This is a genomic window from Segatella hominis, assembly GCF_019249725.2.
In the GTDB taxonomy this organism is placed as follows: domain Bacteria; phylum Bacteroidota; class Bacteroidia; order Bacteroidales; family Bacteroidaceae; genus Prevotella.
Genome location: NZ_CP137559.1, coordinates 1,537,496 through 1,561,711, shown reverse-complemented (window position 1 = coordinate 1,561,711; position 24,216 = coordinate 1,537,496). Strand labels below are relative to the sequence as shown.

General features: G+C 43.9%; 19 protein-coding genes and 2 tRNA genes. 12 read left to right on the top strand and 9 right to left on the bottom strand.

Annotated features, from left to right (window positions below; translation table 11 throughout):
* Positions 1–35: 35 nt before the first annotated feature.
* On the bottom strand, positions 36–506 hold the full coding sequence (gene rlmH, locus KUA50_RS06490) for a 23S rRNA (pseudouridine(1915)-N(3))-methyltransferase RlmH (RefSeq protein ID WP_022110981.1): 471 nt from the start codon (positions 504–506) through the stop codon (positions 36–38).
* A gap of 16 nt (positions 507–522) precedes the next feature.
* Positions 523–858 (bottom strand): DUF4491 family protein, encoded by a 336-nt coding sequence (locus tag KUA50_RS06485; protein ID WP_022110980.1) that lies wholly within the window; start codon positions 856–858, stop codon positions 523–525.
* A 195-nt stretch (positions 859–1,053) separates the two neighbouring features.
* Here KUA50_RS06485 and KUA50_RS06480 point away from each other — a divergent pair, with 195 nt between their 5' ends.
* Positions 1,054–2,805, top strand: coding sequence for a phospho-sugar mutase (locus tag KUA50_RS06480; RefSeq protein ID WP_022110979.1), 1,752 nt, complete (start codon positions 1,054–1,056; stop codon positions 2,803–2,805).
* 242 nt (positions 2,806–3,047) lie between these two features.
* Here KUA50_RS06480 and KUA50_RS06475 read toward each other — a convergent pair whose 3' ends face one another.
* The 5 genes from KUA50_RS06475 to lon form a co-directional block, all read right to left on the bottom strand.
* Positions 3,048–5,645 carry a polysaccharide biosynthesis/export family protein gene (locus tag KUA50_RS06475; RefSeq protein ID WP_218456656.1) on the bottom strand — a complete coding sequence of 866 codons (2,598 nt, stop codon included), beginning with the start codon at positions 5,643–5,645 and terminating at the stop codon, positions 3,048–3,050.
* Between the two features lie 69 nt (positions 5,646–5,714).
* Positions 5,715–7,472: a DEAD/DEAH box helicase gene (locus KUA50_RS06470; RefSeq protein WP_218456655.1), complete on the bottom strand. Its 1,758-nt coding sequence runs from the start codon at positions 7,470–7,472 to the stop codon at positions 5,715–5,717.
* Positions 7,473–7,572: 100 nt separating this feature from the next.
* Entirely contained in the window at positions 7,573–8,814 is a 1,242-nt protein-coding gene (locus KUA50_RS06465) for an LptF/LptG family permease (RefSeq protein ID WP_218456654.1), read from the bottom strand.
* 9 nt (positions 8,815–8,823) lie between these two features.
* A complete protein-coding gene (tgt, locus tag KUA50_RS06460; RefSeq protein ID WP_022111288.1) occupies positions 8,824–9,951 on the bottom strand; it encodes a tRNA guanosine(34) transglycosylase Tgt in 1,128 nt (375 codons plus the stop codon).
* Positions 9,952–9,964: 13 nt separating this feature from the next.
* Positions 9,965–12,436, bottom strand: coding sequence for an endopeptidase La (gene lon / locus KUA50_RS06455; protein ID WP_218456653.1), 2,472 nt, complete (start codon positions 12,434–12,436; stop codon positions 9,965–9,967).
* A 182-nt stretch (positions 12,437–12,618) separates the two neighbouring features.
* Between lon and KUA50_RS06450 the strand changes: the two genes are divergently transcribed.
* On the top strand, positions 12,619–13,308 hold the full coding sequence (locus KUA50_RS06450; protein ID WP_218456652.1) for a tRNA1(Val) (adenine(37)-N6)-methyltransferase: 690 nt from the start codon (positions 12,619–12,621) through the stop codon (positions 13,306–13,308).
* 64 nt (positions 13,309–13,372) lie between these two features.
* On the opposite strand, the gene KUA50_RS06445 is transcribed toward KUA50_RS06450, so the two are convergent.
* Positions 13,373–14,401: a diacylglycerol/lipid kinase family protein gene (locus KUA50_RS06445; RefSeq protein ID WP_022111291.1), complete on the bottom strand. Its 1,029-nt coding sequence runs from the start codon at positions 14,399–14,401 to the stop codon at positions 13,373–13,375.
* A gap of 182 nt (positions 14,402–14,583) precedes the next feature.
* Here KUA50_RS06445 and spt point away from each other — a divergent pair, with 182 nt between their 5' ends.
* Together spt and KUA50_RS06435 are read left to right on the top strand one after the other, a co-directional pair.
* On the top strand, positions 14,584–15,774 hold the full coding sequence (spt, locus tag KUA50_RS06440) for a serine palmitoyltransferase (protein ID WP_118117131.1): 1,191 nt from the start codon (positions 14,584–14,586) through the stop codon (positions 15,772–15,774).
* A 104-nt stretch (positions 15,775–15,878) separates the two neighbouring features.
* Complete coding sequence (locus tag KUA50_RS06435; RefSeq protein ID WP_218456651.1) at positions 15,879–17,093, top strand: L-serine ammonia-lyase; 1,215 nt, start codon at positions 15,879–15,881, stop codon at positions 17,091–17,093.
* Between the two features lie 165 nt (positions 17,094–17,258).
* Here the strand turns inward: KUA50_RS06435 and KUA50_RS06430 are convergent, their stop codons facing one another.
* Positions 17,259–17,837, bottom strand: a complete 579-nt coding sequence (locus tag KUA50_RS06430) for a phosphoribosyltransferase (RefSeq protein WP_218456650.1) — start codon at positions 17,835–17,837, stop codon at positions 17,259–17,261.
* Between the two features lie 171 nt (positions 17,838–18,008).
* Between KUA50_RS06430 and KUA50_RS06425 the strand changes: the two genes are divergently transcribed.
* The 8 genes from KUA50_RS06425 (at position 18,009) to KUA50_RS06390 (ending at position 24,210) form a co-directional block, all read left to right on the top strand.
* The gene (locus KUA50_RS06425; protein WP_218456649.1) at positions 18,009–18,899 is read left to right on the top strand and encodes a YitT family protein; all 891 of its coding nucleotides are present in this window, start codon (positions 18,009–18,011) and stop codon (positions 18,897–18,899) included.
* A gap of 194 nt (positions 18,900–19,093) precedes the next feature.
* A tRNA-Pro gene (locus tag KUA50_RS06420) sits at positions 19,094–19,167 on the top strand.
* A 32-nt stretch (positions 19,168–19,199) separates the two neighbouring features.
* Positions 19,200–19,273 (top strand) — tRNA-Pro (locus KUA50_RS06415).
* A 111-nt stretch (positions 19,274–19,384) separates the two neighbouring features.
* Positions 19,385–19,969 (top strand): AAA family ATPase, encoded by a 585-nt coding sequence (locus tag KUA50_RS06410; RefSeq protein WP_218456648.1) that lies wholly within the window; start codon positions 19,385–19,387, stop codon positions 19,967–19,969.
* 21 nt (positions 19,970–19,990) lie between these two features.
* Positions 19,991–20,359, top strand: a complete 369-nt coding sequence (locus tag KUA50_RS06405) for a CidA/LrgA family protein (protein ID WP_022110265.1) — start codon at positions 19,991–19,993, stop codon at positions 20,357–20,359.
* Between the two features lie 29 nt (positions 20,360–20,388).
* Positions 20,389–21,078, top strand: a complete 690-nt coding sequence (locus KUA50_RS06400) for an LrgB family protein (RefSeq protein ID WP_022110266.1) — start codon at positions 20,389–20,391, stop codon at positions 21,076–21,078.
* A 268-nt stretch (positions 21,079–21,346) separates the two neighbouring features.
* Complete coding sequence (locus KUA50_RS06395) at positions 21,347–22,513, top strand: DegT/DnrJ/EryC1/StrS family aminotransferase (protein WP_218456647.1); 1,167 nt, start codon at positions 21,347–21,349, stop codon at positions 22,511–22,513.
* Between the two features lie 227 nt (positions 22,514–22,740).
* Positions 22,741–24,210, top strand: coding sequence for a right-handed parallel beta-helix repeat-containing protein (locus KUA50_RS06390; RefSeq protein WP_218456646.1), 1,470 nt, complete (start codon positions 22,741–22,743; stop codon positions 24,208–24,210).
* The last annotated feature ends 6 nt before the right edge of the window (positions 24,211–24,216 follow it).

Genomic DNA, 24,216 nt, shown 5'->3' with positions numbered 1-24,216 from the left:
CTTTTTTACCTTTTTACTTTTTTACCCTTTTACCTTTACTCATGATGATAAGGTTCACCTTTTATAATGGTACACGCGCGATAGAGGGCTTCTGTGAAGATGAGGCGCACCATCTGATGCGAGAAAGTCATCTTGGAGAGGGAAATCTTCTCGTTGGCACGCTCATAGACTGCCTGCGAGAAGCCATAGGGACCACCAATGATGAAGACAAGTCTTCTGGCAGTAGCCTGCTTACGTTCTATCCACTTGGCAAATTCGATGCTGCGGAATTCCTGACCATGTTCGTCCATCAATACAACGGTATCTGAAGGTTGCAGGAGTTTCAATATCATTTCCCCTTCTTTTTCCTTCTGCTGCTGTTCGCTGAGGCTCTTCGTATTCTTGAGCTCAGGAATAGTCGTAATATTGAAAGGCATGTAGTGGGTGATGCGCTCAGCATAGTCCTTGATGCCTGCAATAAAATGCTTGTTTACGGTCTTTCCGACCAATATCAGTTCAGTCTTCATTATTGTTCTTTATTCTTCACTCTTCGTTCTTCACTTTCTCCTCGTCCCTGTAATATCCCTTTCCGATTCGTTTTGGATTCTTCGGGAACCAGCCTTTCTCGCATCGCTCTCTCTGTTCAAAGAGTTCACCGATGCTCCACAGGCTTGAGGCACCTACCACACCTAAAATGGCAGAGAAGAGCACATTAGCAATCAGGAAGGCTGCACCGATGCAGACAATGCCTGCAACGAGAAATACCCACCAAAACCGGGTGCCCGTATAATATTCCGTCTTCATCACGATAGGATGAAAGATACCTATTATTAAAAAGGTGGAAATGGCGATGATAACGCCCGTATAATAAATTTCCATATCTTTAAATTCTTAAATTTTTTATCCAATTATTACTATAAAACAGATACAATATTGCTAAATATCAGCCTTATTCTATTTTCATTTCCGTTTCAAAGTGCAAAAATACAAAAAAAACTCCAAACTTGTTGGGTTTATGAAATAATTTATATATCTTTGTACTCAAATTATTAATAACATATATATAATCAGACTATGGCTAATAACGCAGAATTAATCAAGCAGTGTGAAGAAAGAGCACAGCAGTGGCTCGCTCCCGCTTTTGACGAAGAAACACGTAATGAAGTAAAGGCAATGCTCGAGGCTGAAGATAAATCAGCTCTCGTTGATGCTTTCTATCAGAACTTGGAGTTCGGTACTGGTGGCTTGCGTGGTATCATGGGTGCAGGAACCAACCGTATGAACAAGTATATTGTAGGTATGGCTACTCAAGGCTTTGCCAACTACATCCTCAAGGCTTTCCCAGGTGAAAAGAACCTCTCTGTAGTGGTTGGTCATGACTGCCGTAACAACTCTCGTCTCTTTGCAGAGACAGTAGCAGCTATCTTCTCTGCCAACGGTATCAAGGCTTATCTCTTTGAAAGCCTCCGCCCAACACCAGAGATTTCTTTCGCTATCCGTGAACTCGGTGCTAAGGCTGGTGTGAACGTAACTGCTTCTCACAACCCTAAGGAGTACAATGGCTACAAGGCTTACTGGAGTGATGGTGCTCAGGTTTTGGCTCCACATGATACGGGTATCATTGAGGAGGTGAACAAGGTTACTATCGATCAGGTGAAGTTTGAGGCTAACTGGGATTTGATCAAGATTATCGGTGGTGAGATGGATTATGACTATATGACTGCTGTTCATTCTGCCATGATCGACCAGGATGTCATCAACCGTCAGAAGGATCTCAATATCGTTTACTCAGCTATGCATGGTACAGGTCGCGTCATCGTTCCTCTCTGCTTGCGTTCATGGGGCTTCCAGAATATCAATGTAGTTCCTGAGCAGATGGTTGTAGATGGCAACTTCCCAACAGTTGTTTCTCCAAACCCGGAGAATGCGGAGGCTATGACTCTTGGTATGAAGCTCGGTACTAAGTTGAATGCTGACCTCGTAGTAGCTACCGACCCAGATGCAGACCGTCTTGCTATCGTTTGCCGCGATGACAAGGGTGAGTGGATGATCATCAATGGTAACCAGACTGCCATGATGTTCTGCTACTATATCATTGAGAACAAGAAGAAGTTGGGCAAGTTGAAGCCAACAGACTTCCTTGTAAAGACCATTGTAACTACAGAGGTAATTGCTGAGATTGCAAAGAAGAACAACGTAGAGTTGCGCGACTGCTACACTGGTTTCAAGTGGATTGCACGCGAGATTGCTATCTCTGAGGGCAAGCAGCAGTACATCGGTGGTGGTGAGGAGAGTTTCGGTTTCTTGCCATACGATAAGGTACGTGATAAGGATGCTCCTGCATCTATCTGCTTGATTTGTGAGATTGCTGCCTGGGCTAAAGATCAGGGCAAGACTCTCTACGATCTCTTGATGCAGATCTATGCAGAGTATGGCTTCAGCAAGGAGTTCACTGTAAATGTAGTTCGCCCAGGTAAAACTGGTGCTGATGAGATCAAGCAGATGATGGCAGACTTCCGTGCTAACCCTCCAAAGGAGTTGGGTGGCAGCAAGATTGTAACTTGGAAGGACTACCAGAGCTTGGAGGCTAAGCATGTTGATGGTAGCGTAGAGAAGCTCAATATGCCTACAACAAGCAATGTACTCCAGTGGTTCTGTGATGATAACACCAAGGTGAGTGTTCGTCCTTCAGGTACAGAGCCTAAGATTAAGTTCTATATCGAGGTAAAGGATCCTTCATTCAAGTGCGCTGGTTGCTACAACCGTTGTACAGCAGCTGCTATGGAGAAGATTGAGGCTATCAAGAAGAGCTTGAACTTAGATTAATTCGTAGATTTTTATATTTCCGGCGAGAGGTCATCCTGACTTCTCGCCTTTTTGTATTTTATGCATGATGATTCGGCAAAATAGGCTATAAAGCAAAAGTGTTGTGATTGCCAAGTAAGTATTGAAACTACTATAATAAGGAAACTCCCCAGATTCATCAGGAATCTGGGGAGTTTATATATAAATCAAATATACTTTCAAATAGGCGGTGCTATTTTTCAAATAGATGTGTTATTTGCATATTACTTGCTCAAATTAGCAATGGTAGCAATCATGGCTGCGATGCTTGATATACTTGTACCGAGACTCATCGTTTCTGCGATACTCATCTTGCGCTTCAACTTGGCAGGAACTACAATTTCACAACCAGGTTGAACTTTAGCACCATGACCAACTTTGGCAACCTTACCATTCATATAGATGATATATGACTTGCTCTTGATGGCATCAGAAGCAAAACCACCAGCTTGGTCTATGTAGTAGCTTGCCCGTTTGCCCTTTTCGTAGGCAACAGTATTGGCATACATCACAGCACCATTGATTTTTACAGTTCCTATATATTGTGGAACAACCAGACGGTCTCCTTCACGCAGTACCAGGTCGTCATCACATCCAGGATTCTTGAGTGCAGCAGCTAGGTCAATTCCTACAGGATATTCATCTGGAACATTGAATTTCTCCAATTCTGCGTTCTTAGCTCCTTCAGCTACCTGTTGGAGATTACCACTGTTGCTGCTTGCTGCCAGCTGGAGGAGATTCTTCTGCTGTTGCTCACGCTGCATCTTCAGAACAGCTTCCATGCGGTCTTTCTCTGCGCTGTTGGCTCTACGGATTAAGCGTGCTCCCTTGATATATGCCTCATTGGTTGCTCCACCTGCCTTGTAGAACAGGTCGCTTATGCGGGAATTACGCTTGGTAAGCGTATAAGTTCCAGCAAACATAACCTCACCCTCGATGCTCACATTTTCCAGTTCGTTGTAAGCAGGACTCTTGCGGATGGAAACCTCGTCGAAAGGCATCAGGACAAATCCAGGAGTGCCATCAATGACAAAACCATCCTTTAAGGAGAGGGTGAATGTCTGGGCAATCAAGCTATCTGGTTTCAATGCCTTGGCATCAGAAACGCGGCGGCTTACGTTGACATTCACGGTGGATGCCTTGTCGGTCAGACCACCAGCCTGAAGAACGAAGTCTTCGATAGTTTCATTGTCGGCGTATTTATAGGTTCCAGGATACTGTACCTCGCCGCGAATTGTGATGGTTCGCTCTATCAGTTTATCCTGTCGGGTAGGGATGAAGAGCACATCATTCTCCTTCAACGGAATATCTGCCACCTTTCCACTCATGATACCTGCGATATCCATACTGATAACTTCCAATGTGCGGTCTGGCTTCATTCTGTGCATGACCGCTCTATTGGTGAATGCATCCTCAGTAAGACCTTCTGCATGTTCTACCAGAGAACGAACGCTGTTAATCTGTTCGCCGATATTGTACATACCTGGACGGAATACAGCACCCTTGATTTCTACCGTATTGGCATATCTTGGCAGGATGGAGTCAACGCTTACTGAATCGCCATCAGCGATGTGGAAACTGGCAAAATCGAATTCGTCAACATTGAATACGGCATATTCTCTTCCTGTCTTTCTGTTCACACGTACCGATTTCTTATAAGCATCACCGGTGAAGCTACCGGCATATTTGAGCAGTGAATTGATGCTCTCGTTCTTTTTCATCTCATAGAACATCGGGCGTTTTACCTTACCCGTGATGTTGACCAGACAGTCGTATGGACCTACTACAATCACATCATTGTCTGCGAGTCGTACATTGCCTGTCAACTTGCCATTGAGGATGTAGTCGTAGATATCAACTACAGTAACCAACCTGTTGTTTCTATATACCTTAATATTACGGAGTGTACCCAGGTCGTTGGTTCCTCCAGCCATGTAGAGGGCATGAAAAACGGTAGCGAAGGCAGAGAGAGTATAGGTTCCTGGAGCCTTTACTTCACCCATCACATTGACCATAATGGTCTTGGTCTGGCCTACTGTCAACTTGATATGGCTGGAAGAATATCTGCTACCTAACGTACCGCGCAATCTTGCATTAGCCTGAGCAACGGTGAGGCCGCTGACATTCACCGGACCATACCCCTCGATGGTAACAGTTCCATCTGGAGAAACAGTACTCTCGATGGTTTTCTGGGAAGCACCATAGATGTCGATGATGACAGCATCACCAGGACCCAAGCGGTAGTTCTGTGGGGTTGCGATATTCATGTTAGGCTCAAAGCTCAACTCCTTATTATTAAAGATGTCGCGGCCGAAGACCTTCTTGCGATTGTATCTCTGTTCTGCCAGCAAATGACGAAGCAACTGGGTTGAATCAGGGTAGATACCATACATCTCGTTCTGCATGTCCACATACTCCTCGTCCTGATTATCGTAAGTATGCTTATAGGAGAAATCTCGCTGGCCTTTGATTCTATAGTTGCTATAGTTACTGGCCTCCTTATCAGCCTCTTTCCCATAATCATCACGAGTTTTACCGTTGTTGGTACGTAGGCGAGATCCATTTGATGAGACTTTTCCTGTAGCACTGGCAAGGCCGCCCAGTTTGGCTTCCTTTTCATAGCGAGTGCGTACACGTCGAATCTGAGAAATATCAACACCGCGTTGCATCAACTTGGTGACGATTTGTGCATTCGAGGTTCCAGAGTTGTGCTCCTTTACCACAAATTGCATCACTTGGTCGTCGGTCATGCTGGAAGATTGAGCCATGGCTACTGATGAGACCATGAAAAGCATGAGCGAAAAGATGATTAATTTCTTCATTTCACTATTAGTTTTGTTCTGTTTCTTATATAATAACTCAAAAATTTGCAATTTGTTGTAAATTTAGAGCTATTTCTTGAAACCGAAAATTCGTTTGATGAATTTCTTTACGACATTTTCTTTCTTCTGAGGGTTGACAATTGGAGTTGGTTTGCGAGAATTTGATTTCTCGTTAGCCTTCTTCTGTGCAACGCCTCTTCCTCTTCCGTTGCTGCCAGGACGTACGTTCTCTGGTGCATTGCTGCGCTGGTTGTTGTTGCGCTGTTCACTGGTCTTACGATTATCCTGTCTGTTACGGTTGTTTCTATTGTTGCGCTTTCCGCCTTGTCTTGTCTCACCTTCCTGCTTGCTTTCGGCATTCTGCTGACGGTTATTTCTTGATTGCTGCTTGTTGGCGTTCTGCTGCTTATTGGCGTTCTGCTTGTTTGCATTCTGCTGCTTTTCGGCATTCTGCTTATTTGCATTCTGCTGTTTGCCGTTTCTGTTGTTTGGCTTGTTTGCAACCTGTTCGCCCTGCTGCTCACCTTGCTGGCGAGGAGCCTTTTCCTGACGGTTGTTCTGTTTGTTCGGCTTGCGCTTGTGTGCAGTCTGGTCGCGGTCTTTCTGGCGGCGGCTCTTTGCACTGGTCTTGCCGTTACCATTGTTTTTACCTGGTTTCTTAGGCTTGTCCATCTTGACATACTTAGGACCTTCGCCACACTCTGCAGGCAATGGCATCTTTTCTACCACTTTTTCCAGGAACTTTTCTATCTGCTGGAACCAGTAGATATCCATTTCCGTAACCAAGGTAATGGCTCTTCCGTCTCTATCTGCACGCGCGGTACGACCGATGCGGTGTACATAGTCTTCTGTGTCGTGCGGAACATCGAAGTTGATAACTAATGTGATATCATCGATATCGATACCGCGGGCAACAATATCCGTAGCAACCAGCACGTCAATCTGGCCGCTCTTAAATTTGAACATGATGTCATCACGTTCTTGCTGAGAAAGGTCGGAGTGCATTTCGCCACAGTTGATCTTCTGTTGCTGTAGTGAAGCAGAGAGCTGTTTCACCTTTGTCTTACTGCCGCAGAAGATAATGACGCGCTTCAGGTCACCAGCCTTGAAGATATCCTTGATGATGCTCATTTTCTGGGCCTCATAGCAGACGTATGCTTCTTGTTTGATTTTCTCGGCAGGCTTGCTGACAGCAAGTTTGATTTCTACAGGATTCTTCAGCAAGCTCTTCGCCAGTTCCTCGATCTTGGTAGGCATGGTTGCTGAAAACATGATAGTCTGGCAAGACTGAGGCAATTTCTTGGCGATGGTCATGATATCCTCAGAGAAACCCATGTCGAGCATGCGGTCTGCCTCGTCAAGGATAAAGAAACTTACCTTACTTAAATCTACATTTCCCAGACTGATATGGGTGATGAGTCGGCCAGGAGTAGCTATTACTACATCAGCACCCATACGGAGACTCTTCAATTCCTGGTCGTAGCGGTTGCCGTCATTGCCACCATATACAGCCACGCTGCTCACTCCCTGCAGATAGTAGCTGAATCCCTGCATGGCCTGGTCTATCTGCTGTGCCAGTTCTCGGGTAGGTGACATGATGATGCAGTTGATGGCATCTTCAGGGTATCCACCGTCATCCAACTTACTCAGAATAGGCAACAGATAGGCGGCAGTCTTACCGGTACCCGTTTGAGCCACACCAAGAACGTCATTACCTTTCAATATCTCAGGAATACATTTCTCTTGAACAGGGGTGCATGTGTCGAAATGCATGTCATATAACGCATCAAGCACATTGTCATTTAAATCTAATTCGTCAAAATACATTTATAATCTCTTTATTATTATATATAATAATGTGTAGGTCTCTCTTGAAATAAGTGATGACCGTCATACATTATCTATTATTATATGATACAATCTTACATTATCTCGGTGCATTGCGATAGCAGAAATATGCTACGACGGCAAAGAGGATATTTGGCATCCATGCAGCAAACATAGGTGGGAAGTTGGCTTGTATGGCAAAGGTTGCCGATACGGTCTGAAGCATGATGTATCCGAAACTCAGGGCGAGTCCCACACCGAGTGCCATACCCATTCCTCCCTTGCGCTTCTTGGCAGAGAGGGAGAGACCGATGATGGTCAGGATAAAGGAGGCAAAGGATGCTGCTATTCGCTTGTGGTATTCCACCTGATATTGCACCACATTGCCGGAACCTCGGTCTATCTGCTTGTTGATGTACTCCTTCAATTCTGGACTGGTAAAGGTCTCCTGCTGTCCCTTGGAATATACCAGGTCGGTTGGTTCCATGGTTATCAGCGTATCTTTCTCAGCACCGCTGGTAATATGTTCCTTCATACCTTGCAGCTTACGCACCTTCCAATTGCTGATTTTCCAATGGTACTTGGAATCTGAGATGGTATCGTACTGTACCTCCATCGCAGTAAGGTGGCTGACCAGCTTTTTCTCCTGAAATTTATCCAGACAGAAACCATATCCTCTTTTGGTCGTATTGTCGTAGTGCTGGATGTATGCGATGACTCCACGGTCCACCTGCAACTGCACATTGTCTGCAGACGTGTTCTTGGCCTTTTTCTTATACATGTTTTCAAAGTTCTGTCTGATGACGGTACCATGTGGTATCACGTATGCAGACAGCGAGTAGGAGAGTGCAGAGAGCATGACACACGTCAGCATGTATGGTCGCATCAAACGCTTGAAGGATGTTCCGGAAGCGAGGATAGCGATAATTTCTGAATTGCCAGCCATCTTAGTCGTGAAGAGGATGACGGCAATGAATACAAACAAGGCACTGAACAAGTTGGCGAAGTATGGCACAAAGTTGGCATAGTAATCGAAGATGATGGCACGCATAGGAGCATGATTCTCCGAAAACTTGGCCAGATTCTCATTGAAGTCGAATACGATGGCAATGGAGATAATCAGTGCGATACTGAAAAAATAATATCCCACGAACTTCTTGATGATGTACCAGTCTAATCGCTTGATATATCTGAAGAGGTTGAGAAGCCTGAGTACTCTCAGGAATCTCAACTTGTGGGCGGTCCATTTCGCGGCCTTTACGAGCCATGCGAAATGTTTGCCAAACCATCGCTGAAACTTGTATCTTCTGCGATGTTTCCTTATTTGTTTAAAATTTTTCATTATATTTCTTTAAATTCTTCGTCCTAATTGGTCGATGATGGAACGCTTCCACTGTACGAAGTCGCCCTGCTCGATGTGCTGGCGTGCATCTGTTACCAGTCGGAGATAGAAGGCGAGGTTGTGGATGCTGGCAATCTGCATTGCCAAAAGCTCCTGTGCTTTGAAAAGGTGGTGGAGGTATGCCTTGGTTGTTATGCGGTCGATATCGCAACCTTCCGGGTCAACAGGGCTGAAGTCCATTTCCCATTTCTTGTTACGCATATTCATGGTGCCATTGTAGGTGAATAGCATGGCGTTTCTTCCGTTTCGGGTAGGCATAACGCAGTCAAACATATCAACTCCTCGTTCGATAGCTTCCAGAATGTTCTGTGGAGTACCTACTCCCATGAGGTAGCGAGGCTTGTCCTTAGGAAGAATCTCATTGACCACCTCTATCATCTCATACATCACTTCTGTTGGTTCACCTACGGCAAGACCACCGATGGCATTTCCGTCAGCGCCCTTGTCGGCTACATACTTAGCAGCTTCTCTTCTCAGTTCAGGGAAGGTACATCCCTGTACGATAGGGAAGAGACTCTGGTTGTAGCCATAGAGAGGTTCTGTCTCATCGAAGCGCTTGATGCAACGGTCCAGCCAGCGCTGGGTCAACTCCAAGCTTTTCTTTGCATACTGGAAATCACTTTGTCCAGGAGGACATTCATCAAATGCCATCATGATGTCGGCACCGATGATACGCTCTGTATCCATGACATTCTCTGGAGTAAAGATGTGTTTACTACCGTCAATGTGAGAACGGAATTCGCAACCTTCTTCTCTCAGTTTGCGGATGCCAGTCAGTGAAAATACCTGAAAGCCACCGCTATCTGTAAGGATAGGACGGTCCCAGCCATTGAAACCATGCAGACCGCCAGCAGCCTTGATGACCTCCAGGCCCGGACGGAGGTAAAGATGGTAGGTATTGCCTAAGATAATCTGTGCCTTTACCTGTTTGCGAAGCTCGTCAAAATGTACGCCCTTTACAGAACCAACAGTTCCTACGGGCATGAAGATAGGAGTCTTTATCTGTCCGTGGTCTGTGGTGATGATACCGGTACGTGCATCACTTGCTTTATCTGTTACTTGTAGTTCAAACTTCATGATAGTCTTGATGTTATTTGTTGTTTTCTTCTTCTTCTTCGATGGTGAAATCGACAGGATTCTCCACCTTTTCGTCAGTGAGTGCAAACTTCCATACATCAGCAACATTCTCTACATAGTGGAATTCTACTCCCTTGCGGTATTGCTCAGGAATTTCCTCTATGTCTTTCTGATTGGCCTGACACATCACGATATCTGTGATACCAGCTCGCTTGGCAGCTAAGATCTTCTCCTTGATGCCGCCTACAGGAAGTACCTTTCCACGGAGCGTGATTTCGCCCGTCATGGCTGTATTCTTGCGTACCTTGCGCTGAGTCAGGGCAGAGGCGATACTGGTTGCAATGGTGATACCGGCAGATGGTCCGTCCTTAGGAGTTGCACCCTCTGGTACGTGGATATGGATATTCCAGTTGCTGAATATTCTGTAATCAACTCCGAGCAGGTCGATATGTGCCTTGACATATTCGAGTGCAATCACGGCAGATTCCTTCATCACGTCTCCGAGGTTACCTGTCAGTGTGAGTTTTCCAGCCTTGCCCTTGCTGAGAGAGGTCTCGATGAAAAGAATTTCGCCTCCCACGGAAGTCCATGCCAATCCGGTAACGACACCCGCATAAGCATTGCCCTGATAGATGTCACGGTTGAACGGAGGATTGCCCAAGAGGGTTGCTGCCTCGGCTGGGGTGATGTTGGTTGTTTCCAACATGTCCTCGTAAGCCAATTTGAAAGCCATTTTGCGTAAGGCTTTGTTGATCTGTTTCTCCAACTGTCGCACACCGCTTTCTCGGGTATATTGCTCGATGATCTTCTCAATGGCAGCTTTTGAGAACTTGATCTTTGGAGTATATTTCTTGAGACCGGTATTCTCCAACTCTCTCGGAATCAGATGACGCTTGGCAATCTCTACCTTCTCCTCTGTGATGTAACCACCTACTTCAATGAGTTCCATACGGTCGAGCAATGGACGTGGGATAGAACTCAGGTCGTTGGCTGTGGCTATGAAGAGAACCTTCGACAAATCATAGTCAATATCCAGATAGTTATCATGGAAAGCCTTGTTCTGTTCCGGGTCGAGAACTTCCAGCAAAGCCGAAGAAGGATCACCATTAAAGTTGGCCTGTGAAATCTTGTCAATCTCATCAAGGATAAAGACAGGGTTGGCGCTACCAGCCTTCTGGATATTCTTGATGATACGACCAGGCATGGCACCGATGTAAGTGCGGCGATGACCTCTGATTTCAGCCTCGTCGTGCAAACCGCCAAGAGAAACTCTCACGTATTTACGGCCCATCGCTTGTGCAATGCTTTTGCCGAGACTGGTTTTACCAACTCCCGGAGGGCCATAGAGGCAGAGGATAGGGCTCTTCAGATCATCACGTAAAGCTCTTACAGCGAGGTATTCCAGAATGCGCTCTTTCACCTTTTCCATGCCATAATGGTCTTTATCCAAAACCTTTTTGGCATGTTTGAGACTCAAGTTATCTATCGTGCAGTCATTCCAAGGCAAATCTACCATTGTCTGCAGGTAGTTGATCTGTGTAGAATAGTCAGGACTTTGCGGATGCAAGGTGTCGAGTCGCTTGAATTCCTTATTGAATATTTTCTCTACATTCTCATTCCAATTTTTACTCTTGGCTTTTTCAAGAATCTCTTTCTTCTCAGGGCTCATGTCGTTTCCGCCGAGCTCTTTCTTGATGTTCTTGAGCTGTTGTTGCAGGAAGTATTCACGTTGCTGTTCGTCCAGATCATTCTTTGTTTTCTGGCGGATGTCAGACTGTATGTCAAATAACTGTTTGAGTCTGTTCTCATATTTGAGGGCTTCAAACATGCGGTCTGTCATACTATTCATTTCCAGCATCTTGATCTTTTCCTCTATGCTGAAAGGCATGGATGACAAGATGAAGTTTGTGCGTATCAGCGGATTGGATATAGAGTTGATTGCATACTCTGCATCATCAGGTATCTCATCGCTGTCTTGAATCAACTTGATGGTTTGAGAGAATAGAGACTTTTGCAAAAGTCTGAATTCCGTATCTGTTTTTTTAGGCCATTCTTCAGAAATACTTTCCACATATCCGCTATAGAATGGTTGTTTTGTTTCGAGACTTTTCAATTTGCATTTCCCCAATCCTTGTACTACGATAGTGATCTGTCCATTTTGCTGACCAGGAAGTTCTACCATTTTGATGAGACGGCAGAAAACACCAGTTTCAAAGAGGTCTTCCTTTTCAGGATTATCCAGATTGGCATCCTTTTGAGTAAAAGCGCAGAAAATAAGATCGTCGTTTTTCTGTTTGAGATAATCTACAACTGCGATACTTTGCTTCCTGCCAAGTATGATAGGGGTGAGAACGGTAGGGAAGATCACTAAGTCTCGGGTGCAGATAATTGGATACGTCCCGGATTCTCTATCTTTTAGCAATTCCGTAATGTCGCCTTCAAAATCGGCAATCATGTGTAATTGATTATTTTTAATATTGTCCATATTCTGTTATAAATGCATTTTGACTTGCAAAGATAGCCTTTTTTGGTGAATTTTGGGTTGAAAGATACAAAATTTAATATTATAATGTGTAATTTCTTTCTTTATAGACTGTTTTTTGCTGAAAAGTAAAATATATTGCGTGTTTTTTCGTTAGAAAATTAAATGAAGCATGAATTTAGAATATGACAGGTTTTCGATTTAAACAGTTTGAGATATTACAAGACCGTTGTGCCATGAAGGTGGGAACGGATGGTGTGTTGTTAGGAGCATGGGCTTCTGGCGGAACTCGTATTCTCGATATCGGATGTGGTACGGGGTTGATAGCCTTGATGATGGCTCAGCGTTTTCCTGCTGCCCAGGTGGTAGGTATTGATATTGACGAAGAGGCTTGTGGACAGGCAAGGGAAAATGTGGCAGTCAGTCCTTTTGGTGATAGAATTGATGTAGCTCATTGTCGGTTGCAGGATTATTCCGGTGAGGAATTTGATGCGATAGTCAGTAATCCTCCGTTCTTTCTGAATAGTTTGAAAAATCCGGATAGCAAAAGGGCAATGGCTCGACATGCTGATACCTTGCCATTTAGGGATCTCTGGCAAGGTGTAAAACGCTTACTTTCTGAAAATGGAATTTTCTCGGTTGTACTGCCTTCTGACGTAAAGGAGAATTTTGTGTCAGAAGCCTGTATGTCAGGATTTTACATTGTTAGACAATGTGCTGTGAAGACGATAGAAAGAAAGCAGCCGAAACGCTATCTCCTGGCCTTTTCCAGACATAGAAACGGTGAACTGGAAAATGCCACGGAAATCATGATGAATCAAGATGGAAATCGTAGCGAATGGTATGCGAAAATAACTGACGAGTTCTATCTTTAAACGCATCGCCTTTAAGGGGTGGTTTAAGATGGTTATATGCGTCTATTTAAATATTTAGTTTGCGTTAAATATTCAGTTTGCGCTGCACAAGTTTGCTTAAAGCCTCCACTTTTTTGCTTTGCTTGTTGAAGTCATCACGCATGGCATTCAGGTCATTAAAGAACTCTGTAAATGCCGTTTGGATGGCATTGGGCTTGCGGGCATTCTTGTCAGCGTATGGATTGACTATCATCTTGATGCCTTTTTCTTCAAGATGTACGTCAATTTCTGTTCCCGACATCACTGGGTCGCCATCATAGTGGATGACACCCGGTTGGCTTCGGGTGATATGAAGTTTCTTGCAACGGAAACTTTTTATCTTAGAGTTCTTGTCCAAAGTCTTGTTGAACATGTCGAAACTAACCTGTGGAGCTTCGAGTACATCAAAAGGTTCCATGATGATGACGTCCATCAGTCCGTCGCTCATGGAAGCTTGAGGGGCAATGTATGCATTATTGCCGTATTGGGAGGCATTGGCACATGAAATCAGGAAAGCCTTGTATTGTTTCGTACCAGTCTCGTCCTCCAGTGTATAAGTTTCTGGCTGGTATTTCAAGCCTTCTCTGAGGATATTCTCAGCATAGCTGATAGGACCACGCTTTCCGCTTTCTGCAAATTTCATGCTGACAAAGGCGTCAAATCCCATGCCGCATGTACAGAAGAAAGGATATTCATTGATGACTCCATAATCAAGGTCATGAATTTCGCAATGATTGATGATCTCAATGCTTTTTCTCAAGTTCATTGGTATCAGGAGATGGCGTGCCAGCCCGTTGCCCGAACCGCAAGGGATGATGCCTAACGCAGTATCAGAATGGACGATGGAGCGAGCCACTTCGTTGATGGTTCCGTCGCCACCTACAGCCACAACGATATCCACATGGTTGTCCTTTGCTTCGGTGGCAATCTCCGAAGCATGTCCAGCTCTTTCTGTCATCCTAATCTCGTACTCGAAAAGCTCTTTGTTCAATGTTGACTCTATCAGGCTTGGAATGGCAGCCTTGCTGCTGGTGCCAGAAATAGGGTTCATTATGAATACTATCTTTTTCTTCATCCAAAGCAATATTTTTGTAATATGGTTTTGCAAAATTAGCAAAAATCCATAAAAAAACAGGTTTTTATCCAATAAAAAAACGCTAAAATGTAACTTTCTTAGAAAAAAATAGGATTTATAAGTTCTTTTTTGTATCTTTGCAGCCTGAAACAATTGAAAATAATAAAGTACACCTATTAATAATGGGACAATTACAAGAAAGATACAAGAATTATCGTGAACCACAGAAGTATATGGCTGCCGGTGTGTACCCATATTTTCGTGAGATCACAAGTAAGCAGATGACAGAAGTTACTGACATCGATGGTCACAAGATTTTGATGTTTGGTTCTAATGCTTACCAGGGCTTGACTAATGATCAGCGTGTAATAGATGCAGCTAAGGCTGCTCTCGACAAGTATGGCTCAGGCTGTGCTGGAAGCCGTTTCCTTAATGGTACTCTCGATTTGCATGTCCAACTCGAAAAAGAGTTGGCTGAGTTCATGGGTAAAGATGAGACTCTTTGCTTCTCAACAGGTTTCTCTGTAAATCAGGGTGTGTTGGCTTGCGTTGTAGGCCGTAATGACTATGTGATTTGTGATGACCGCGACCACGCATCTATCGTAGATGGTCGTCGTCTCTCATTTGCTACACAGTTGCACTACAAGCACAATGATATGGAAGACTTGGAGCGTGTGCTCTCTAAACTTCCTCAGGAGGCTATCAAGCTGATTGTTGTGGATGGTGTGTTCTCAATGGAGGGTGATTTGGCTAACTTGCCAGAAATCGTGAAGTTGAAGCATAAGTACAACTGCTCTATCATGGTAGATGAGGCTCATGGCTTGGGTGTGTTCGGTAAGCAGGGTCGTGGTGTCTGCGATCATTTCGGTCTGACAGACGAGGTGGATCTCATCATGGGTACATTCTCTAAGAGTTTGGCTTCCATCGGTGGATTTATTGCATCAGACAAGGATACAATTAATTTCCTCCGTCACAATTGTCGCACCTACATCTTCAGTGCATCTAATACTCCAGCTGCTACAGCTGCAGCTCTTGAGGCACTTCACATTATCCAGAAAGAACCTGAGCGTTTTGAGAATCTTTGGAATGTAACCAACTATGCTTTGAAACGTTTCCGTGAGGAAGGATTCGAGATTGGTGAGACTGAGAGTCCTATCATTCCTCTCTATGTTCGTGATGCAGAGAAGACATTCGTCGTAACAAAGATGGCTTATGATGCAGGTGTATTCATCAATCCTGTGATTCCTCCAGCTTGTGCTCCTCAGGATACTTTGGTTCGTTTTGCCCTGATGGCAACTCATACCAAGGAGCAGGTAGAAAAAGCTGTTGTAATCTTGAAGAAAATTTTCGTAGAAGAAGGTATTATCAAGTAATCCTTATATTATATATAATAAGGTATAATGATAAAGGTCAAGTTGGACAGTTCCTGTTTAGCTTGGCCTTTATTTTTTCTTTTTTCAACATTAAATAAAGTACGATGAAATCATTAAAGGAATTATATAGAATCGGCAAGGGTCCTTCGAGCAGTCATACGATGGGACCTCAGCGTGCAGCAAAACTCTTTCTACAGCGTTGCGGTAATGCTTCTTCGTACGAAGTGACGCTTTACGGCAGTTTGGCTGCTACAGGAAAGGGACATATGACAGATGTGGCTATTGAGGAAGTTATCCAACCCTATCATTCTGTCAAAATCATCTGGGAACCTCAGACGTTTCTTTCTTTTCATCCCAACGGAATGAAATTTGTGGGAAAGGATGTTGATGGCGATATCCTGGATGAATGGACGGTGTTTAGTATTGGTGGAGGTGCGCTTTCTGAAGGCAATGGCGACCAGGATGAATTGGGTGCCAAGGATGTGTACGACCTGAATAAGTTGGGTGATATCCAGAACTGGTGCTACGAGAATGGTCGTTCGTATTGGGAATATGTAGAGAAGTGCGAGGGACCGGAAATCTGGGATTTCTTAGCTAACATCTGGAAAACGATGAAGGAGGCGATAGAAAGAGGACTGGAGCATGAAGGTGTGTTGCCAGGACCGCTGAAGTTGCCTCGCAAGGCTGCCAATTATTATACCAAGGCGAATGGTTATCGTGCTTCCTTGCAGAGTCGTGGACTTGTTTATGCTTATGCTTTAGCAGTCAGTGAAGAGAATGCATCTGGCGGTATTATCGTTACAGCTCCTACTTGTGGTGCCTGCGGCGTGTTGCCGGCTGTGCTTTATCACATGCATAAGGCGCATGAAATGGGTGAACAGCGTATTCTTCGTGCTTTGGCTACAGCTGGTCTTGTAGGAAATGTCGTTAAGCAGAATGCTTCCATCAGTGGTGCGGATGTCGGTTGTCAGGGTGAGGTAGGTGTAGCCTGCGCTATGGCTTCAGCTGCTGCCTGTCAACTTTTTGGTGGAAGTCCATCACAGGTAGAGTATGCTGCGGAAATGGGACTGGAGCATCACCTCGGTATGACCTGCGATCCTGTATGCGGTTTGGTTCAGATACCTTGTATCGAGCGCAATGCATTTGCTGCGGCACGTGCCTTGGATGCAGATCTGTATGCTTCCTTCTCCGACGGTCATCACCGTGTTTCATTTGATAGAGTAGTGGAGGTAATGCGACAGACAGGTCATGATCTCCCATCGCTCTATAAGGAAACTTCTGAGGGAGGATTGGCCAAAGGATTTAAGAGTAAGTTCTGAATTTTCAATAGTCAATATTCATCAGCAATCAGTCACTGATACAGAGTTATGGATGCTGAGTTTCAATCATGAGAAAAGGCTTGTTTAGGAATGAAAAATCCTACACAAGCCTTTCTGCTATAGGGGAAATCCTGATTGATAAGATGTTTACCCTCGCTTTTGAAATCAAAGTTTTTTCCCTAATGCAATTGCTGCAATCACGTTAGCTCCTTCTTTCTTGAGTTTGTCTGCGAATTTGCAAACGGAACTGCCTGATGCGATAATGTCGTCGAAGAGCAGGATGTCCTTGCTCTTGATGGCTTCGAAGTCAAAGGTGTATTCGTCCTCTTCCTCTCCATCGTCAGGGTTTGTACGGGTAGTCCAGGAGATAAGCGGATAGGCATTAGCCATACCAGTCTTCTCGCAGACCTCCTTGCTGAATTCCTCAAAACGTCGTTTGGTATTTGCACGGGTAGATGCAGGAATACAAACGAGGGTCAACTGGTTAGCGGCATCGCCGAAAGTCTCCTTGATGAGAGTGGTGATGTCGGAAATTGCTTTCTTGAGAGCCTGTTGATGGTCAATCTCTGTGGTCAACTCCGAGTTTCCCTTGAAGTTGACAATGTAATCTCTCTTTTCCCAGTCTTCGGCAGACAGTTTGAAATTGCCATACGCATTGTAGGAGGCGTAATCGACAATCCATTTGTAAGGAAGACCGTTTTCAAGATGTTTCCAGTTTGTAATAATCGTAGTGTATTCTGCCATAACTTTCATGTTAATTAATGAAACAATAGAGTATTTTGAATGCTACAATATTATATGATATGTAGTAATGATGCAAAAATAGGAATATTTTTTTGAATATCTCACATATTTGTCTTAATTTTACGAAAATCTTTGTAATTTTGCACCATATTTAAAATATACATCATTTTTATGACGAGAAAAAGTAAAATTCATGAGATTAGAGATTACGTCATCATAGCCTTGGCGATGTTGATAGGTAGTATTGGATTGAATATTTTCCTCTTGCCTAATCATATCACGATGGGTGGTATCGGCGGTCTCGCTTCTATCTTGTACTGGGGTGCAGGCATCCCTGTATCAGTTTCTTATTTCGGTCTGAATGTCTTCCTGTTGGCAATAGCCTTGCGCATCCTCGGATGGCGATTCTGTGTGAAGACACTCTATGGCATTTCCCTTTTTGCCCTTTATACTCGCATTATAGAGTTCTATGGGGAAGGAAATATTACCTTGTTGCATGACCAGCCTTTCATGGCGACCGTCTTGGGAGGTTTTTGTATGGGTACGAGTGCTGGATTAGGTTTGTCCTGCAATGGCAGTACGGGTGGCTCGGATACGGTGGCAGCCATGATCAACAAGTTTTATAATATTTCCTTAGGACATGCCATTTTGATTTGTGACCTCTGTATTATTTCGAGCAGTTATTTCGTGCTGAAGAGTTGGGAGATGGTGATTTATGGTTATGTATGCCTCTTTGTGTCGTCTCTCTGTGTTGATCATGTCATCAATACCTTGCGTCGTTCGGTCCAGTTCTTTATCATCTCTGATAAGTATCTTGAGTTGAGTGCTGCTATCAATACGACAGCCGACCGTGGTTGTACGGTGATGGATGGACATGGTTGCTATAGTGGTAAGAATGTCCACATGCTCTTTGTCTTGGCACGTCAAAGGGAATCGCAAAAGATTTTCCGACTGATAGACGAGATAGATCCTACTGCTTTTGTCAGTCAGAGTGCCGTTATCGGTGTTTATGGTTTAGGCTTCGACCGTTTCAAGGTAAACAGAACACTGTTGAAGAAGTAGGAGAAAATTATAAATATAGTTGCCCTGTTATATATATAATAATGTATAACAGGGCAATTTGCGTGTAAAAAAGGGATTTTTTAGCAAAAATGAAAAAAAGTTCGGAAAAAATTTGGTGGAATCAAATAATTGTAGTACCTTTGCACTCGCAATTCAGAAATGAGGCTAAAAGCTAAGTAAATGAGTTCGATGAGCGGGGTGTAGCGCAGCCCGGTAGCGCTCCTGTTTTGGGAACAGGTGGTCGCAGGTTCGAATCCTGTCGCCCCGACTCAATCTCTTACTAAGTTAGCATCATGCAAGCGGGGTGTAGCGCAGCCCGGTAGCGCTCCTGTTTTGGGAACAGGTGGTCGCAGGTTCGAATCCTGTCGCCCCGACAAAAAGCTAAGAAGTCTATTCTTCTTAGCTTTTTTGTTTATATATAAAAGCTGTTGTACTTTTGTATCGTATCAAGATAGGGTAACAATTTTTTAAAATTAGTATAGCTCATGATTATTACAATAGCCCGCCAGTGTGGCTGTGGTGCCGTCAATGTAGGCAAATTGCTGGCAGAACATTATGGTATTCCTTTTTATACCAGAAAGAGCTTGCTTCGGATGGCAAGCGAGAAAGGTGTGCTCGATGAGATGGAAGCATTCTTTGAGGAGCGCCCAGTAGATGAACTCCTGTTTGCCATGTCTTCCTTTGGTGAAACACGCAAAGATTCCACGGAAAGACCTTTGCGTGTACTTGCAGACATGATTGGAGACGAGAACTGTATTATCATCGGTCGTTGCGGTAACTATATTTTCCGTGAACGTAAGGATTTGGTTTCCGTATTCTTGAAGGGAACGATGAAATCCCGCATTGCAGATATCCAGATGGAACAGAATCTTTCTTATGAAGATGCGAAGGAGTTTGTGGAACAGTTAGACGACTGTCGTGTGGCATATCATAAGTATTATACCGGACTTACCTGGGGAGATGCCAATGATTATGACATTTGTCTGGATAGCGATCGGTTGGGAACAGAAAAAACAGCCAGTATGATTGAGCGCTATGTGGAGCAAATCGGTTTGGACAACGAAAAGTGATACTAAAATTAACTTGAAATCATGAAGTTTCTTATTCAATTTATGATAATCATCGCTTTCTCGTTTTTGGGAGAGCTGTTGCATTATTTTCTTCCATTGCCTATACCAGCCAGTATATATGGTATAGTCTTGTTGTTTGTCGCCTTGGAGTTGAAATGGGTCAAGGTGAAGGATATCCGTGAGACGAGCAGTTTTCTCATCGCAGTCATGCCAGTCATGTTTATTCCTGCAGCTGTAGGACTTATCGATTCCTGGAAGTCGATAGGTAATTCCTGGCTGGAATATATCATCGTTACGGTATTGACTACTTTTGTAGTGATGGGAGTCTCTGGTTGGATTACACAATTTGTTATCCAGCGTAACAAGGTACAGAAAGAAAATAAGAAGTAATTAACTAAAATAATAAGGGAGAAAACAAGATGGAGTTGTTTCAGGAATCAGTATTTTTTGGAGTACTGGTCAGTTTGGCATCGTATGGAATAGGTTTGGCTTTGAAAATTAAGACGGGTTGGTCTCTTATGAATCCGCTCTTGATAGCTATCATATTGGTTATCTGTGTGTTGTTGTTTACAGGTGTAAGTTATGAGTCGTATAGTGCTGGTGCCAATATCATCAGTTATTTGCTGACGCCTGCCACAATTTGTTTGGCTGTACCATTGTATCAGCAGGTAGAATTGTTGAAGAAGAATTATCGTGCCGTCATGATTGGTATCTTGTCGGGTGTGTTGGCAAGTTTGTGTTCCGTACTTATTCTTGCATTACTATTTCATTTCGATCATGCTTCGTATGTTACGTTCTTGCCAAAGTCCATTACGACAGCCATCGGTATTGGCGTATCAGAAGAATTGGGCGGTCACGTATCAGTTTCAGTAGTCGTTATCATCGTAACGGGAGTTCTTGGAAACATCTTTGCAGAGAAGTTCCTTTCCCTCCTTCGCATCAAGGAACCGATAGCAAAAGGTATCGCCATCGGTTGTTCTGCCCATGCTTTGGGTACGGCTAAAGCGATGGAGATGGGTACCATTGAGGGAGCGATGAGTAGTCTTTCTATTGTGGTTTGTGGTGTGATGACGGTGATAGGTGCGTCTTTTTTTGCTCTTTTCTTGTAGCTTTTGCACAATTTGCACAAAAAATGGCTTAAAAGCGATACTTTTTTTGGTGGTTTGCTTAAAAAACGTTACCTTTGTCCTGCAAAAATATGAAAAAAGGCAGAATGCCCCAACTTCATATTATATGCAGGATTTCACAGGGCAACGCATACTTCGGCAACCCCTTATGTAATCTGCTATCAGTAAAAGAAATGATAAGTTTGATCGAGACATGTAAAAGTAGTAACAAGTTTCGAGTAACCATAGAAGTGTCAAAACCATTCCTGATATGATTAAGTTTTTAGACTTACAGAAGATTACTTTGCAGCATGCGGATGAGATTCACGAGGCAGTTAGCCGTGTGATAGATTCCGGTTGGTATCTGCAAGGTAGTTCAGTCAAGCAGTTTGAAGAACATTACGCTCACTTTATCGGTACCCGCCATTGTATAGGTGTAGGAAACGGCTTGGATGCCCTGACCCTCATCTATCGTGCTTACATGGAGATGGGCGTGATGAAGGAGGGGGATGAGGTGATTGTTCCTGCCAATACCTATATCGCTTCCATCTTGGCTATTTCAGAGAATGGTCTGAAACCTGTTTTGGTAGAACCAGATCCAGAGACTCTTGAGATAGACGATGCTCGTATAGAGGAAGCAATCACGGAGCGCACCCGTTCTGTGATGATTGTCCATCTTTACGGACGATGCGCTTATACTCAACGGATTGCTGATATTTGCAATAAGTATCACTTGAAATTAGTAGAGGATAATGCCCAGGCACATGGTTGCCGTTATCTCGGTGAACCAGCTGTTCAGGAATCTGCGCAGAAAGGCAAGCGCACTGGTAGTTTGGGAGATGCAGCCGGACATAGTTTTTATCCAGGAAAGAATTTGGGAGCATTGGGAGATGGCGGTGCTGTTACCACAGATAATCAGGAATTGGCAGAAGTCATTCGAGCTTTAGCCAATTATGGTTCGCATAAGAAATATGTCTTTCAATATAAGGGCCGTAATAGCCGTTTGGATGAGATTCAGGCAGCAGTACTTGATGTCAAGCTCAAGTATATTGATGAGGATAATGCCCGTCGCCAGCAGATTGCCCGATATTATTATGATCATATCCAAGGTTTGGAAACTTCATCTGCTCATCCTGCAGGATATATTCGTTTACCCAAGCAGATGCCAGATGCGAGCAATGTCTATCATATCTTCCCGATTTTCAGTAATCGTAGGGATGAGTTGCAGCACTACCTTTCCGCTCAAGGTATCCAGACATTAATCCATTACCCAATAGCTCCTCACTGTCAGGAATGCTATCCTGAATTACATTCCCTTTCCCTTCCCATCTCAGAGCAGCTTCATCAGGAAGAACTGAGTTTGCCGATAAGTCCTGTTGTGACATGGGAAGAAGTGGAAGAGGTGGTAAAGAGTATTAAGTCTTATTTCTTTTTATAAGGAATAGTCTTTTTATGTCACAAAGTGGAACGATTGCAAGAAACATTCTCATCATGTACATTCGTATGTTTGCCACGGTGATAATAGAATTCTACATCAGTCGTGTATAGTCTCAAGTGGCTTTTTGCCATCAAGAGTTATAAGGAAACTGGGCGAACTTTTCATTTTATCAGAAAGATGGTTGATAAAATATAGAATAATTTGCAAGTTCTTGCGTTATTATAAATATGAGTAAGAATTCGATTATATTATATTTTATAGGTTTATTAAGCTTCGTAAGTTTGTCTTCCTGTATGGATGATGAGGATTTTTCTTCATCCCGGGCAGACTTGCTGACTTTTTCTACTGATACGGTAAGGTTGGATACTACCTTCTCGAATGTACCGACACCTACCAGAACGATGTGGGTTTACAATCGTTCTGGAAAGGGTATCAGATGTAGCAATATCCGACTGGAAGGTGGTAATCAGGAAGGTTTCAGAGTGAATGTGGATGGTACGTTTCTCGGACAGGCAGCTGGTTTTCAGACAAGTGATGTCGAGATTCGTAAGGGAGATAGCATCCGTGTATTCGTGGAACTGACTTCAGCTCTGCAGGAGAAAAATGAACCGCAGCTGGTGGAGGACGACCTTGTCTTTACTTTAGAGAGCGGGGTGCAGCAGAAGATTAATCTGCGTGCTTTTTCATGGGATGCAGAGATGCACAACGGTCTGGAAGTGAAGAAAGGTGAGGAAACAATTCTGGGTGAACCGGATGAAAGCGGCTACCAGAAACCAATCGTCATCTATGGCGGAATCAAGGTGGATAGCTTAGGTACACTCACTATCAGAGAGGGTGCTACGCTTTATTTCCATGAGAATGCTGGTATTGATGTATATGGTAAACTGAAGGCTGCAGGTACTGCAGAAAAACCGGTTACTATGAGGGGTGACCGTATCGACCGGATGTTCGACTATCTGCCATACGACCGTACTCCCGGACAATGGCAGGGCATCCGCTTGAGAGAGGCTTCTGCTGATAATGAACTGAAATATGCTGATCTCCATAGTGCTTATCATGGTATCGTAGTGGATTCCTGCGATCTTGCTACCCAGAAATTGCTGGTAGAAAATTCTACTATCCATAACTGCCAAGGCTATGGCTTAGCGATTTCTTATGCCAAGGTACAGGTTTATAATACGCAGATTTCAAACACGCTCAATCATTGTCTCTATGTAGAGGGTGGTCATGTGGATGTCAACAATAGTACGATTGCACAGTTCTATCCGTTTGATGGCAATCGACGTTCTGCAATCGGTTTCAAGGCTCCTATAGATACATTGGACGTCAGAAATTCTCTCGTTACGGGATATGGTAATGATGAGGTACTGTGGACGCCAGTAGAGGAAGAACCGCTCAAGTTCAGTTTCGACCATTGTGTGTTGCGTACCGAGAAGATGATGACGGAGGACAGTCTCCGTTTTACTCATGTCGTCTATGAAGATGTGAAGGATACCACCATGTATGGCGAGAAGCATTTCTCTGTTTTCGATACAGAAAATCTGATTTATGATTTCCACTTGTCTGCCAAGTCTGCTGCCATTGGTGCAGCCGACCCGAAAACCGCTTTGCCTTATGACCGTAATGGCCTCAAACGCGAAGAAGACAAGGCTGATGCTGGATGCTTCCTGTATCGGGAGGAGAAAAAAGAAGAGTAGTTTTTC